The organism is Hymenobacter ruricola, from assembly GCF_015694525.1.
Classification (GTDB): Bacteria; Bacteroidota; Bacteroidia; order Cytophagales; family Hymenobacteraceae; genus Hymenobacter; species Hymenobacter ruricola.
In genome coordinates this window covers 286,229-300,296 of the sequence record NZ_JADQDM010000003.1, presented here as the reverse complement: position 1 = coordinate 300,296, position 14,068 = coordinate 286,229, and the positions used below count along the sequence as shown (strand labels likewise).

The window sequence follows — 14,068 nt, the reverse complement described above, 5'->3', positions numbered from 1 at the left end:
GCCTGCCATTGCTTGAATCATAGTTGCCGCCCGCTGACCAGCCCGGGCAACCGCCCAAAACCAAAAAAGCTGCTACCTTGCCCGCTCAACGGCCGAACCACTCGTTTGCTTGGTATAGTGCCAGGTCAAGGGTTGCTTACTTCTCTTTCTTCAAAAAAGCAGCAGCCCAATTACCTGGTGAAACCCAATGGTATTGGGCTACTTGCCAACCACGCCTGGCGCGGCGGTTGAAGCCACTGCGGCGGGCGCGGGCCCGCTGAAAAAGCGTCGGCGGGGCGGGCTTTTCTTGCATAAAGGAAGCGGCGCCGCCGACGCTTTTTCGCGGGTCCGCGCTACCGGCCGGCCTTGCTATTTCGGTTCTTATTTTCTGCGTGGCCATGAACCCGAACCTGGTAAAAGTCAGCCTGCGGCAGCAAGCCGTGTACGTCGAGCCCGCCCGCCCCGGGGCCCTGCCGCCGGCCCTGCCCGAAGCCACCGCCCTGCTCGTGGCCAACCTGGCCCAACTGGGCTACGGCGTATCGGAGCCGCTGCTGCGGGCCCTGGAGGGCACCACGCCCGCGTTCCAGGAACGGCTGCTGACGGTGTTTCGGGAGGTGATGGGCGTGCGCAAAAACTGGACGCCGCTGGTGAAGGACTGGCACACGCCCACCGGCGCCCGGCCGCTGGACTACGTGCTGACGTTTTTTGCCAGCGTGTTTCAGGCGCCGGGCACCGCCCTGCCCTGCGGGCACGTCATCCCGGCCAACACCTTCCCGCTGGAGCGCTACAACGGCTGCCCGTTTTGCGGCACGCCTTTCCAGCGCGGCACCATCCGGTTCACGGGGCAGGGCAGCAAGCTCAAGGTGTTGGAATTGTGGACCGAAGCCGACCTCGCCGGCTTTCTGCGCGATTTGCTGGCCTCGAAAACCGCGCTCGACGCCACGCAGCTCGACAGCCTGAAGCTGCTATTGGCCGAGCTGCCGGTGCCCGTGGGCGTGTCCATTGCCATGAAGGAAACCCGCATGGCCGTGGTTGACGCCTACGTGCAGGCCAACCGCTGGCAGAAAGCCCAGCCGCTGCTCTCCTCCCCCACCGACGTGCTGCGCTACCTCTGGTACCGCAAAACCGGTTTTTTGCAGCTCATCGAGCCCAAAACCATTCGCCGCCGGCTGCGCGACAACGGCCGGCACCGGGTGGCCGCGCTCGACGGCAGCGCCCAGGCGAAGGCCAAAGCTACGACCGACCTCAAGCTAAAATATAGCCGCCGCGAGGGGCGCATGGTGGCCGAGTGGCTGAACGCGCTGCCCCAGCGCCCCGCCGAGCTCTGCGAAATGATGCACCCCAAGCGCGGCATGTGGGTGCGCTTCATCCGGGCCCTGCGCCTGGCCGAGTACAGCAAGCGCCCCGCGCTGGCCAAGCTGCGCGAAACCCTGAACGTGTTCCACGACCAGACCTACGAGGTGTGGCAGGGCCGCGTCAACCATTTCCGGCTGCGCTCGGAGGAAGCCCCTACGTTTGCGCTGCTCCAGCAGCGGCCGGGCCTGTTTGCCCGCTCGCTGTTTGCCAACATGCTTTGGTTCGGGGCCGCGCCGGCCGTGGCCGCCTTTGCCGAAATCATCGACCAGGTGCCGGCCCGGCTGGTGCTCACCCTGCACATGTACGCCGAAAATTACTTCGCCAAAGGCCTGCCCCGCGTGGTGAAGCCGCTGGGCGGCGTCAGCCGGCGCATCCCGGCCAATGCCCTGCTCGACCTCTACGACGAGCCCCAGCTCGAAGCCATGCAAACCGCCGTGGCCGACCTCTGCCGGCTGGCCATGCGCCGGCGCTTTGCCGCCCAGCCCACCACGCACCGCACCCTCTACATCGACCCCCTGCTGTTCAAAGTGCCCGTCGCCATCGGCGACCGCAGCGAGACGGTGCAGGACCTGCCCGCGGCCCTCATGGGCACCCGATTTGGGGTGGAAGGCCGCGCCGTGCGGCTGTTTCTGCAATGGGGCACGGGCCTGCCGGCCCAGCACCTCGACATGGATTTGAGCTGCCACGTGGCGTTTGCCGACCGGGTCGAAATCTGCTCCTACGCCCGGCTCACGGCCACGGGCTGCCAGCACAGCGGCGACGTGCAGCATATTCCCAGCAAAGTGGGCACGGCCGAATACATCGAGCTGAACCTCGACGCGCTGCAGCACACGCAGGCGCAGTACGTCACCTTCGCCTGCAACGCCTACACGGCGGGCAGCCTCTCGCCCAACCTGGTGGTGGGCTGGATGGACAGCGCCCAGCCCCTGCGCGTGTCGGCCAGGGGCGTGGCCTACGACCCCTCGGCCGTGCAGCACCAGGTGCGCATCACCGGCGGCCTCACCAAAGGCCTCGTGTTTGGGGTGCTCGACGTGGCCCGGCGCGAAATTGTGTGGCTCGAAATGCCCTTCTACGGCCAGGTAGTGCAGAACCTGGACGCCGCCGGCGTGCGCGCCCTGCTGCGCAAGCTGGACAGCAAGCTCAGCCTCGGCGACTTGCTGCTCATCAAAGCCGAAGCGCAGGGCCTGCAGGTGCTGGAGCAGCCCGAAGCCGACGAAATGTACACGGCCGAGTGGGCCCGCAACACGTCCGCCGTCACTCAGCTCCTCGTGGATTAAAACCACCAACCGCCTGACTGACAGACCCGGGCTCAAAACGGCGGTGCCGGCGTAGCGGCGCGTAGGGAGGCCCCGCCCACACGCAGACGGCCCCCACACCCATTCCCTCACGTTGTCGGCCCGTCCGATGCCGGCGTTATCTTGTAAGCACCGATGCGTTTTTTTCCGGCCCTCACCGAAGTATTTACCTCGCCCCTGCCGCCTGCCGAGTTGCTGCGCCGGGTGCAAGACAGCGTGCAGCAGGCGCGCGCCTTCACGGGCCGCGTGGCCGCCCAGGAGTTCACCATCAGCCGCGTGATTGATTACCGCAATTCGATGCTTCCGCGCATCAAGGGCGAGGTGGCCGCCGGGCCCGCCGGGGGAAGCCGTGTGCGCCTGCAACACAGCCTGCACCCGGCCGTGCTGGCGTTTGCGGCCCTGTGGCTGGGGGTGGTGGGCAGCGTGGTAGCGGCCATGGGCCTGGCGCTGGCGCACGGCGATTTTCGCACCGATGTGGAAGGGCCGGTCGGGCCGGCGCTGATTCCGGTGGGCATGCTGGTAGTTGGGCTGCTGCTGTTCACGGTGCCGTTTTGGGCGGAAGTGCGGCAATCGCGGCCTTTGCTCATTGAGTTGCTGCAGTTGGCGCCGGTGGCGGAGGAGGCCGGCGGCTAGCGCACCACCGGGCGCGCTACGCAGACCTGCCCGGGCGCGGCCAGGCCGATAACCCCCGCCCGGGCTTGAAACGTACAACCGTCATGCCTCACCATCACCCCACCACCGGCAGTGCCGGCCTGCCGCCCGCGCGGCATTTTGCTGATTTGGTTCCGATTAGCAACGGGCAGCGGGCGTTGACCCTGGCGCTGCCCTTTGGCTGCGCGGCCGGCTATTTCGGGTTTGCCGCGCTGGGCTGGTGGGTGCCGGCCGTGCTGATGCTTATGGCCCTGAGCTTTCTCACCTACGGCTCGACGTCGCACGACCTGGTGCACGCCAACCTGGGCCTGCGCAAGCCCGTCAACGACTTCTTTCTGAGCGTGATTGAGTTGCTGGCCCTGCGCAGCGGCCACGCCTACCGCCTGGCGCACCTGCACCACCACGCCCGCTACCCCGCCCCCGACGACATTGAGGGTGCGGCGGCCGGCATGTCGCTGCTCGGGGCCTTGCGCGAGGGGCTTACCTATAATTTCAAGCTGTATTTCTGGGCGTTGCGGCAGGACCGCGGCGACAAGCGCTGGGTGCGCGGGGAAGGCCTGGCCTGTTTGCTCGTATTCGGCGCGGCCGTGGGGCTGGCGCTGGCCGGGCACCCGGTGCTGCTCATCTACGCGGGGCTGATGACGCTGGGCAGCTGGGTGTTGCCGCTGGTGACGTCGTACCTGCCCCACCGGCCCCGCGAGCAAAACGTGCTGCTGCAGACGCGGCTGTTTCGGGGGCGCGTGGCGTCGTTTATCGCGGCCGAGCACCTCTACCATCTGGAGCATCACCTGTACCCCGGCATTCCGCACCACCACTGGCCCGAGCTGGCCAAGCGCCTCGACCCGTATTTTGCGCAGCAGGGCGTGGAGCCCACCAAGCTAGGATTTTAACTGCTCTTTTTTATGCCTCTCCCCGAGCACCCCGGTCCGGCCGAAGAACAAGGATTGGTAGCGGCGCTGCTGGGCGATGGCCGGCGCCTGCTCACGCTGGTGGGCCTCAGCCTGATGCTGAGCGGCGGCTTTGCCCTGTTCCTGGCCGCCACGCGCCAGCTGCTGCCGCACGACGTGGCCTACCTGGGCCCGGTGGCCAGCCAAATTTGCGGGGCCAACGACGGCCGCATTCTGCACTTCATGTTCCACGACCGGGCCGCTTTTGGCGGGGCCGTTGTGGCCACGGGCCTGCTCTACGTGTGGCTGGCCGAGTTTCCGCTGCGGCAGGGGCAGGCGTGGGCCTGGTGGGTGCTGGTGGGCAGCGGCATTCTGGGGTTCAGCAGCTTTCTGGCCTACCTCGGCTTTGGGTATTTCGATATGTGGCACGGCACGGCCACGGCCCTGCTGCTGCCGGTGTTTGGGCTGGGCCTGGCGCGCACGTTTCCGCAGCTGCGCAGCCCCCGGCACCTGCGGAGCGTGCGGCAGCCTTCGTTTGCCGGGCCGTGGGGCTCACGGGCGGGCATCGGGCGGGCGGGCCTGCTTTTCGTAGGATTGGGCATGCTGCTGGCCGGCTTTACCATCATCGTGGTGGGCATGACGCAGGTGTTTGTGCCGCAGGACTTGCAGTACATGAACCTGACGGTGAAGCAGCTGACGGTGCTCAGCCCGCACTTGGTGCCGCTCATCGCGCACGACCGCGCCGGCTTTGGCGGGGCGCTGGCCAGCTGCGGGCTGGCGCTGTTTTGCTGCGTGTGGTGCGGCACCCCCAGCCGCAGCCTGTGGCAGGTGCTGGCCCTAGCGGGCGGCGTGGGCTTTGCCACGGCCATCGGCGTGCACCCGCTCATCGGCTACACCGACTTTGGCCACCTAGCCCCCGCCTTTGCGGGCCTGGCCTTGTTTGTGAGCGGGCTGTGGCTGAGCTACCCGGCCATGCACGCCGGAAGCCCGGCCAGGCAAGCCGAAACCGGACGCAAATCCGGCCTGGTTTCGCGCCCGGCTTCGGCGTAGCCAAAAACGGCGCTTGTGCCTCCCTAGCCAATTTTTCCAAGCAATTACCCGGAAGCTCGGGCTGGTAGGCAATCGGCGCACCACATCAGGTCGGCCCTGTGCTCAACGGTAGATAGCTGCGCCTATTCGTTTGATGACTCCGCTATTGATGACTCCGCTATTTCGCGCCGCCGTTGGCGGAAACGGATGAACCCAATAAGCATAACTACGGCCGCTGCCGCCACGGCCCAGTAGCCCAGCAGGCCGGTACGCACGGGGTGCAGCTGAATGAGCACCAGGCCAAAACCGAGCATGGCCAGGCTGGTGCGCACATAGGTCAGAAAGGTGCGCTCGTTGGCCAGGCGGGTGCGTTGCAGGGCCAGGCGGTCGGTGAGGGAAAGAGGGTCGGGCATGGAATTAAAGGCAAGCGGCTTTCCTTCATACGGCAACTGCGCCCGGCGTTTCCCGTGAAGCTGTTTAGAAAACCCGGAAGGCTGTCGTCCTGAGCGCAGCGAAAAACCTTATCAGGGTTCAACAGCCATTGTTCGGACGTGACCAAGTCCTTCGCTGCGCTCAGGATGAGAGGCAGGCCTCTCCCCTCTTGCGCTGCATGCTAGGCGCTACGGCTGCACCGGCTCGGCCGTCCAGCCGCCGCCCAGGGCGCGGTACAAGTCAATCAGCAGCAGGAATTGCTGGCGCCGGGTGTCGGTCAGGTTTAGTTCGGCTTCGAGCACGCTGCGCTGGGCGGTCACCACTTCGAGATAGTTGGCGTAAGTGGCGGTGTAGAGGGTGTTGGCCACGGCCACGGCCTGGGTGAGGGCGGCCACTTCCTGCTGGCGCAGGTCGGCCACGCGGCGGTAGTTATCGAGGCCGCGCAGGTTGGTGGTTACTTCCTCGAAGCCGGTTTGAATGGCCTTTTGGTAGTTCCAGTACGCGGCTTGCTGCTGGGCGGTGGCCCGCCGGTAGTCGGCTTTGAACAGGCTGCGGTTGAGCAGCGGAGCCGACAGGCCGCCGAGCAGGCCGTAGGCCAGCGAGCCGGGCGCTTGGAAAAGCAGCGCGGGCGAGTAGGCATTCACGCCCAGGTAGGGCGAAAGCGTGAGCGAGGGCAGGAACGCGGCGCGGGCGGCGGCCACGTCGGCGCGGGCCGCTACGAGTTCCAGTTCGGCCTGCTGCACATCGGGCCGGCGCAGCAGCATGGCAGCCGGTAGCCCCGCTGAAACATTGGCCGGCACCACCTGCGCCGCCAGCGGCCGGCCCCGCCGGATGGGTTGCGGGTAGCGGCCCAGCAGCCGGTTGAGGGTGTTTTCGGTGGCGGCAATGCGCTGGTTGGCTTCCACTTCGAGGCTGCGGGTGCGCAGCAACTGGGCCGTGAACTGCTGCACGGCCAGCTCCGTGGCCCGACCGCCGAGTTTCTGGAGCTTCACAATTTCGACGGCGCGCTCCTGCAAGGTGCGGTTTTTGCCCAGCACTGCCAGTTGGTTGTCGTAGGTCAACAGGTCGTAGTAGAGGCTGGCGACCTGTGCCACCAGGGCCGTTTGCACTAAGCGGCGGCCCTGCTCAGTAGCCAGCACCCGAACGAATGCAGCCTGGCGGCGATTGCGCAGCTTGCCCCACAAATCGACCCCCCAAGCACTGCGGAAGCCCAGAAATAGGTCGGGCACCAGGGAGGGCAGCTGGCGGCCGTCGTTGGTGTCGGTGTTGCCTACGCCGCTGTAGTCGGCAAACTTATCCACGCTGCCCACGGTCCCGATGCTGACGGTGGGCAGCAGCGCACCCCGGGCGGCAACCAGACTGGCGCGAGCCTGCTCCACGCGCTGCACGGCAATGAGCTGGTCGGGGTTAGCCCGCAAGGCCGTGTCGATGAGGGCGACCAGGGCCGAATCAGTAAAGAACTGGCGCCAGGACGATTGGGCGACGCTGGCGGTGTCGGTAGGCGCGGCGGCTGCGAAGGTGGCGGGCACGGCCGTGGCGCGGGGGGCGACTACGGGCGGGGCCACGGCCGTGCAGCTGGCCGCGAATATTAAGACCAAGAGTTGGCCTAACGTTCGCCTCACGGGCCCCCTCCGGGGCCGGCCCCCTCTCTGATGGAGAGGGGGAGCCTGACGACTTCGGGTTGAAGGGCTGAGAAATAAAAAATCGTGAATCAAAGACATAAGCTGAATTGAAATTTTCAAGCAAGAGCTTGTGCTACAATCGCCAAGCTCCCCCTCTCCCCGGAGAGGGGGCCGGCCCCGGAGGGGTCCCGTGAGGCGCAACGTCAGACCGCGACTGCTTCACTCGATTCTACCGGCTGTTCCTCACGCTCCGTCAGCGGCTCTTCATCCACCTTCTCATCCCTGGAAAATAGCACGTACAGCCCCGGAATCAGCGCCACGCCGAACAGGGTGCCGATGAGCATGCCGCCCGCCGCGGCCGTGCCGATGGAGCGGTTGCCCATGGCGCCGGCCCCGCTGGCCACGCACAGCGGAATTAGGCCGGCCACGAAGGCGAAGGAAGTCATCAGGATGGGGCGCAGGCGGGAGCGGGCGCCTTCCACGGCCGCATCGAGCACGGAGGCGCCCTGCTTGCGGCGCAGCACCGCGAATTCGATGATGAGAATGGCGTTTTTGCCCAGCAAACCCACCAGCATCACCAGCGCCACCTGGGCGTAGATGTTGTTTTCCAAGCCTAATAGCTTCAGGGCCAGGAAGGCGCCGAAGATGCCGGTGGGCAAACTCAGCAGCACCGGCAGCGGCAGGGCGAAGCTCTCGTACTGGGCGGCCAGCAGCAGGTACACGAAGATGAGCACCACGCCGAACACGTACAGCGCCTGGTTGCCCGAGATGATTTGCTCGCGGGTCATGCCGCTCCACTCGTAGCTGTAGCCGCGGGGCAACTCCTTGGCGGCCACGGCCTGGATGGTTTTCACAGCATCGCCGGAGGAGAAGCCCGGCGCGGCGTCGCCGTTGAGTTGGGCCGAGGTGTACATGTTATAGCGCGTGAGCTGCTCGGGGCCGTACACGCGCTCCAGGCGCAGGAAGGTGGCGAAGGGCACCATCTCGCCGCGGTCGTTTTTCACGTAGAGCTTCATCACGTCCTCGGGCTGGGTGCGGGCGGTGGGCAGGGCCTGCACCATCACGCGGTACATCTGCCCGAAGCGGATGAAATTGGTGGCGTAATACGAGCCCATCAGGGTTTGCAGGGTGCTCATGGCCTTGGCGGCGGTCACGCCTTTTTTGGCGGCCAGGTCGCTGTCTAGGTGGATGAGGTACTGCGGGAAGTTGGGGTTGAAGCCCGAGAAGGTGCCCTCGATGGCGGGCGTCTTATTGAGGGCCGCCACGAAGCGCTGCGTCACCTCGTGGGTGGCCTGCAGGTCGCCGCGGCCGGTGCGGTCGAGCACGCGCAGGTCGAAGCCGCCGGCGTTGCCGAAGCCCGGCACAGTGGGCGGCGTGAAAAACTGAATCTGGGCGTCGGTGATGCCGCGGGTTTTGGCCTTGAGCTCGTTGATGATGTCGGTGGTCGACTCCTTGCGCTCGTCCCAGGCCTTGAGGTTAATCATGCCCATGCCGTAGCTGGCGCCCGACACGTCGTTCATCAAACTATAGCCGGCCAGGGTTGAAACCGACTCCACCGGCCCGAGCGTCTTGGCCACTTGCTGCACTTGGTCGAGCACGCGCTGGGTGCGCTCCACGGTGGCGCCGGGTGGGGACGTCACGTTGATGTAGACCATGCCCTGGTCTTCGCTCGGGATGAAGCCGGTGGGCAGAATGGCGTTCACGCCCCAGGTGGCGGCGAAGAAAAACACCAGCAAGCCCACCGTGACGAGCCGACGCGAAGCCAGCGTGCGCACCAGCCCCTGGTAGCGCTCGGCAAAGGCCTCATAGCGGCGGTTGAAGCCGGCAAAGAAGCGCCCCAGCAGCCCCGTGCGCGCGGTGTCAGCCGTGGGTTCTTTCAGCAGCAGCGAGCACAGGGCCGGCGTGAGCGTCAGTGCGTTCACGCCCGAAATGACAATGGCAATGGCCAGCGTGAGCGAGAACTGCCGGTAGAACACGCCCACCGGCCCGCTCATGAACGACACCGGAATAAATACCGCCGACATCACCAGCGTGATGGCCACAATGGCCCCCGCAATTTCGCCCATGGCCGCCAGCGTGGCATTCATGGCCGAGAGGTGCTCCTCGTGCATCTTGGCGTGCACGGCCTCCACCACCACAATGGCGTTGTCGACCACGATGCCAATGGCCAGCACCAGCGCAAACAGCGTGAGCAGGTTGATGCTGAAGCCCATCACCTGCATGAAAAACAGCGTGCCTACCAGCGCCACCGGCACCGCCAGCGCCGGAATGAGCGTGGAGCGCCAGTCCTGCAAAAACAGAAACACAATCACGAACACCAGCAAAAAAGCCTCCACAAGCGTCCGCAGCACCTCGTGAATGGATGCGTCAAGAAAGCGCGACACGTCGTAGCTGACCGTGTAGCGCATGCCGGGCGGAAAGTTGCTTTGCTTGAGTTCGGCCATGCGCTTTTTCACGGCGTCGATGACGTCGGAGGCGTTGGAGCCGGGCAGCTGCTTGAGCATGATGGCGGCCGAGGGCTGGCCGTCGGTTTTGGAGAGCATGCGGTAGGTCTGCACGCCGAACTCCACGTCGGCCACGTCTTTGAGGCGCAGCACCGAGCCGTCGGGGTTGGCGCGCACCACAATCTGCTGGTACTGCTCGGGCTGAAACAGCTTGCCGGTGTAGCGCAGCACGTATTGCAGGGGCTGCTCGCCGCGGCCCGAGCTTTCGCCGGTGCGGCCGGGGGCGGCCTCCACGTTTTGCGACTGGATGGCGGCCACCACGTCGTCGGCGCCCAGCTCGTAGGCCAGCAGGCGGTCGGGCTTGAGCCAGACGCGCATGGCGTACTCGCGGTTGCCCATGATTTCGGCCAGGCCCACGCCCTTGATGCGCTTAAGCTCCTGCAGCACGTTGATGTCGGCGAAGTTGTAGATGAACTCCTCCCCCACGCTCTTGTCGTCGCTCACCAGGTTGAGGTAGAGCAGCATGCTGTTCACCTCTTTCTCGGTCGAAACGCCAGCCTTGATGACTTCCTCGGGCAGTTCGTCAATCACCGTTGTCACGCGGTTTTGCACGGCCACCGCGGCCAGGTCGGGGTCGGTGCCGACTTCAAAAAACACCTCTACCAGCGTGGTGCCGTTGTTGGTGGTCACGGTGTTCATGTAAGTCATGCCCGGCACGCCGTTGATGGCGCGCTCCAGCGGCGTGGCCACGGCCTTGGCGCATACTTCGGCGTTGGCGCCGTTGTACTTGGCCCGCACCGTCACGGACGGCGGCACGATGTCGGGAAACTGCGTGACGGGCAGCGTGAACAGCGCCCCCAGCCCCAGCAAGGTGATAAACAGCGAAATGACCAGTGACAGCACCGGCCGCCTGATGAAGATGTTGAACATGGGAAAGGTGGTGTTTCGAGGATTGGAGGACGGGCGCCATGTAGCGTGGACTCTGCGAGTCCGCGCATGGCTGGGCCGTTCGCGTGGGCGCGGACTCGCAGAGTCCACGCTACAGTTACTTATTCAGCGCCAGGCTTTTCATCGTCACCGGCCGCGCCGTGATGCGGCTGCCGTCGCGCAAGTCCTGGATGCCTTCGCAGACAATGTGCTCGCCGGCGTTCAGGCCGCTTTTCACCACGTAGAAGGCCGACAATCGGCTCTTTGGCACAAAGTTTTTCTGCCGCACCGTGCCCTGGCCGTCTACCACATACACGTAGTTTTTGTCCTGCTGCTCGAACACCGCTTTTTGCGGCACCAGCAGCGCGTCTTCTACGGTATTGGCGAGGCGGATTTTGCCGGTGGCGCCGTGCTTCAGCAGGCCCTTAGCGTTGGGAAAGCGGGCCCGGAAGGCGATGGCGCCCGTGCTGGCCTGAAACTGGCTTTCCACCGTTTCAATCTTGCCGCGCGGCGTGTAGAGCGAGCCATCGGCCAGCACCAGCCGCACCTGGTTGGTGGCGCGGGCCGAGTCCTTGGCCTGGGTTTTCACGAACTCCAGGTACTCGGCTTCCGACACGTTGAAGTAGGCAAAAACGGCCCGGGCGTCGGACACGGTGGTGAGCAGCGTGCCGTCGTCCACGAGGCTGCCCACTTTCATGGGCTCGCGGTTCACCACGCCATCAAACGGCGCCCGGATGAGGGTGTAAGACAGCATCAGGGCGGCATTGGATTCGGCGGAGCGGGCTTCGGCCACCGAGGCTTCGGCGGCGCGCAGCTTGGCTTCGGCCACCTGCAGCTCGGGCTTGGCAATGACGTTTTTTTCGGTCAGCATCCGCACTTGGCTTAGCGAAAGACTGGCCACGCGGGACTGGGCCAGGGCGTTGCTCAGCGCGGCGTGCAGGCGGGCCAGGCGGGTGCGGTATTCGGCGTCGGAAATGTGAAACAGCGGCTGGCCCTTCTTCACCATTTGCCCTTCGTCCACGTAAATTTTCTCCAGAAAGCCCTTCACCCGGGCCCGCACCTCCACGTTGCGCACGGCCTGAATGTCGGCCACGTACTCGCGGGTGAGCACGGTGTCGTGGGGCGAGAGGCGCATCACGGGCAGCGCCTGCGGCGCTTCGGCTACTTCGGCGCTGGCTTCGGCCTGGCCCTGGCCGCAGCCGGCCAGCAGGGCGCTGCCCCCCAGTAGCAGCAGTGGCAGGTAGGTGCGAACGGCGCGCAAAACGGGGTTATTCATAACAGAAGCGAAAAGAAAATGGCTGCTCCAAACCGGGCAGCGGAAGACGAAAAGGCAGAATGAAGAAAGAGGAGCTGATTAGGGCAGCAGCGCCAGCAGTTCCTCGTCGATGGGGTCGGCGGTGGCGGGAGTGGCCAGTGGCGTCACCAGGTAGCAGCGGGCCACGCGGTCGAGCAGGGCTTTGCCGCGGCGCACCACGGCCGGGCCGTGGGCGGCGGGCCACTCCAGCACGGGGTTGGCTTCGAGCACGGCCCGGTGCCACCACGCCAGCGGGGCGCTGGAACGGCCCAGGCGGCGCACGATGTCGCGGCGCAGCTGAATCACGGCACGCCACTGGGCGGCCAGGGGCAGCGCGGAAAAGGAGAAAGTCGGAGTCATGGCCAAAGGGTGTGAGGGTTGGTCAGGGATTGAGGTAGCGGGCTGTATCGGCTGGCGCCGGGGGCGTGCGCAACGACAGCGACTCCGGCGCGGGCTCCCGCAACGGGGCCTCCAGCTCCGAGTCCGCCAGCCGGGCATCAAGCCGGAGCAGGAAATAGAAATTGAGCCCCGTGGAAAGCAGCAGCGCGCCCACTAGCAGCAGCAGCAGCATCTGGGGGCGTTTTTCTCCTTTCATGGGCGGGGCACAGCGACAGTGAACGCCACAAAGCACCCCCCGCGACATTAACGCGGACTGAACACGAGATTAAAAAACATTAAAAAGTGGCCCAGAGCAGGCCAGCGCGGCCCTACGCGGCCGGCAGGCGCAGCGTGGCCGTGGTGCCCGCGCCGGCCACCGACGCCAGGCGCAAGTCGCCGCCGTGGCGCTGCGCAATCTTCTGCGTCACGGCCAGCCCGATGCCGTAGCCGGGCGCGCGGCGGCCGTTTTCGGCCCGGTACAGGGGCTCGGTCACGCGGGCCAGCTCGGCGGGCTCGATGCCGATGCCGGTGTCGGCCACGGCCACGGCCACGGTGCCGGGCTCGGGGTAGCTCAGGGTGGCCCGCACCTCGGCGCGCGAGTACTTGCAGGCGTTGTCGAGCAGGTTGAGCAGGGCCGTGGTGAGCAGCTGGGCGTTGCCGGCCACGGCAAAGGGCGTTTCCAGCCGGGCGGGCACGGCGCCAAAATCCACGCGTATGTGGCGCTCCGGGTAGCGGCTTTGGCACTGGGCCAGGGCCTGGGTGAGGCACTCGTCGAGGCGCACGGTTTCCTCGCCCCGAAAGCGGGCCTGGTCGGCCTGGGCCAGGGTAAGCAGGGCGTTGGTGAGGGCCACGAGCTGGCGCAGGTCGTCCACGGCCGAGGCCATGCTGGCCTTGGCTTCGTCCAGGGTCTGGTCGTAGGCGTGGCCGGTTTGCAAGGTGCCGAGGGCCACGGTCAGGGGCGTGCGCAGCTCGTGCGAGGCGTGGCTCACGAAGCTTTTCTGGGCCTCAAAGGCCTGCTCCACCCCGCCCAGCATCTGGTTGAAGGTGCTGGCCAGCTGCGCGATTTCGTCGGTGCCGTTGCCTTCGTCCACGCGCCGGCTCAGGTCGCGCGCCGTGATGCGCTTCACCTGCTTGATGACCCGGGAAATGGGCTTGAGCGACTCGTCGGCGAAGTACCAGCCGGCCAGGATGATGAGCACCAGCGCGCCCACGTTGCCGGCCAGCAGTATCAAGCGCAGGTTGGCCAGTTGGGCCCGGCCCAGCTCGTCGTGCCCGGCGGCAAACAGGCGGTAGGCGCGCCCGGCCGGGCCGTACGTCAGCCCCACCGCCTCCAGCGGCCCGGCCCGGAAGCGCACCGGCGCCCCGGCCGTGGCCACCGTGGCGAGCTGCTGCCGGTTGGCGGCCTGGGGCACGGTGTCGGCGCTCACGTAGAGCAGGCGGTTGTCGGGCCCGTAAATGCTGATTTCCTCTTTTTCAATGGTCAGCAAATCGGCCCGATGAAAAGTCCGGGCCGTGCGGCCGGAATCCGCCGGGTGGCGCAGGTGCAGGCGGGCCGTCATGACGGCCTTGCCCGCCAGCCGGCGCGTGAAGCGCTGCTCCCGGGCCGCGGCGTGGAAGTAGTACACAAAAGCCGAAAAACTGAGCTGAATACCCAGCACCAGCAGCGTAAACCGCAGAATCAGCTTGTTGCGAATGAGCATGTTGAAGGTGTTGTAGCTTGAGAGTAGCGCGGACTTTGTAGTCCGCGTCCCCGCGCCGTTCGGGTGTGGTGCGA

Annotated in this window: 11 protein-coding genes; 4 read left to right on the top strand and 7 right to left on the bottom strand. The window is 66.1% G+C overall.

Annotated features, from left to right (window positions below):
* Positions 1–377 precede the first annotated feature (377 nt).
* From I2H31_RS09125 to I2H31_RS09110, 4 genes are all read left to right on the top strand, one after another.
* Positions 378–2,612, top strand: a complete 2,235-nt coding sequence (locus I2H31_RS09125) for a hypothetical protein (RefSeq protein WP_196292713.1) — start codon at positions 378–380, stop codon at positions 2,610–2,612.
* A gap of 153 nt (positions 2,613–2,765) precedes the next feature.
* The gene (locus tag I2H31_RS09120) at positions 2,766–3,263 is read left to right on the top strand and encodes a hypothetical protein (protein WP_196292712.1); all 498 of its coding nucleotides are present in this window, start codon (positions 2,766–2,768) and stop codon (positions 3,261–3,263) included.
* 83 nt (positions 3,264–3,346) lie between these two features.
* Positions 3,347–4,171 carry a fatty acid desaturase family protein gene (locus I2H31_RS09115; RefSeq protein ID WP_196292711.1) on the top strand — a complete coding sequence of 275 codons (825 nt, stop codon included), beginning with the start codon at positions 3,347–3,349 and terminating at the stop codon, positions 4,169–4,171.
* A gap of 12 nt (positions 4,172–4,183) precedes the next feature.
* Complete coding sequence (locus tag I2H31_RS09110) at positions 4,184–5,218, top strand: hypothetical protein (RefSeq protein WP_196292710.1); 1,035 nt, start codon at positions 4,184–4,186, stop codon at positions 5,216–5,218.
* Positions 5,219–5,340: 122 nt separating this feature from the next.
* On the opposite strand, the gene I2H31_RS09105 is transcribed toward I2H31_RS09110, so the two are convergent.
* The 7 genes from I2H31_RS09105 to I2H31_RS09075 form a co-directional block, all read right to left on the bottom strand.
* Positions 5,341–5,610, bottom strand: coding sequence for a DUF202 domain-containing protein (locus I2H31_RS09105; protein WP_196292709.1), 270 nt, complete (start codon positions 5,608–5,610; stop codon positions 5,341–5,343).
* 207 nt (positions 5,611–5,817) lie between these two features.
* Entirely contained in the window at positions 5,818–7,227 is a 1,410-nt protein-coding gene (locus I2H31_RS09100; protein ID WP_230687617.1) for a TolC family protein, read from the bottom strand.
* Positions 7,228–7,454: 227 nt separating this feature from the next.
* Positions 7,455–10,625, bottom strand: coding sequence for an efflux RND transporter permease subunit (locus I2H31_RS09095; RefSeq protein ID WP_196292707.1), 3,171 nt, complete (start codon positions 10,623–10,625; stop codon positions 7,455–7,457).
* 115 nt (positions 10,626–10,740) lie between these two features.
* Entirely contained in the window at positions 10,741–11,898 is a 1,158-nt protein-coding gene (locus I2H31_RS09090) for an efflux RND transporter periplasmic adaptor subunit (protein WP_196292706.1), read from the bottom strand.
* A gap of 78 nt (positions 11,899–11,976) precedes the next feature.
* A complete protein-coding gene (locus I2H31_RS09085) occupies positions 11,977–12,276 on the bottom strand; it encodes a hypothetical protein (protein WP_196292705.1) in 300 nt (99 codons plus the stop codon).
* 22 nt (positions 12,277–12,298) lie between these two features.
* Positions 12,299–12,511: a hypothetical protein gene (locus I2H31_RS09080; protein WP_196292704.1), complete on the bottom strand. Its 213-nt coding sequence runs from the start codon at positions 12,509–12,511 to the stop codon at positions 12,299–12,301.
* Positions 12,512–12,623: 112 nt separating this feature from the next.
* Entirely contained in the window at positions 12,624–13,994 is a 1,371-nt protein-coding gene (locus tag I2H31_RS09075) for a sensor histidine kinase (protein WP_196292703.1), read from the bottom strand.
* Positions 13,995–14,068: the final 74 nt, after the last annotated feature.

Excerpts from the sequence above, each read along its gene's own strand:
- I2H31_RS09125 (WP_196292713.1), top strand. The coding sequence starts at position 378 with ATGAACCCGAACCTGGTAAAAGTCAGCCTGCGGCAGCAAGCCGTGTAC.
- I2H31_RS09120 (WP_196292712.1), top strand. The coding sequence starts at position 2,766 with ATGCGTTTTTTTCCGGCCCTCACCGAAGTATTTACCTCGCCCCTGCCG.
- I2H31_RS09115 (WP_196292711.1), top strand. The coding sequence starts at position 3,347 with ATGCCTCACCATCACCCCACCACCGGCAGTGCCGGCCTGCCGCCCGCG.
- I2H31_RS09110 (WP_196292710.1), top strand. The coding sequence starts at position 4,184 with ATGCCTCTCCCCGAGCACCCCGGTCCGGCCGAAGAACAAGGATTGGTA.
- I2H31_RS09105 (WP_196292709.1), bottom strand. The coding sequence starts at position 5,610 with ATGCCCGACCCTCTTTCCCTCACCGACCGCCTGGCCCTGCAACGCACC.
- I2H31_RS09095 (WP_196292707.1), bottom strand. The coding sequence starts at position 10,625 with ATGTTCAACATCTTCATCAGGCGGCCGGTGCTGTCACTGGTCATTTCG.
- I2H31_RS09090 (WP_196292706.1), bottom strand. The coding sequence starts at position 11,898 with ATGAATAACCCCGTTTTGCGCGCCGTTCGCACCTACCTGCCACTGCTG.
- I2H31_RS09085 (WP_196292705.1), bottom strand. The coding sequence starts at position 12,276 with ATGACTCCGACTTTCTCCTTTTCCGCGCTGCCCCTGGCCGCCCAGTGG.
- I2H31_RS09080 (WP_196292704.1), bottom strand. The coding sequence starts at position 12,511 with ATGAAAGGAGAAAAACGCCCCCAGATGCTGCTGCTGCTGCTAGTGGGC.
- I2H31_RS09075 (WP_196292703.1), bottom strand. The coding sequence starts at position 13,994 with ATGCTCATTCGCAACAAGCTGATTCTGCGGTTTACGCTGCTGGTGCTG.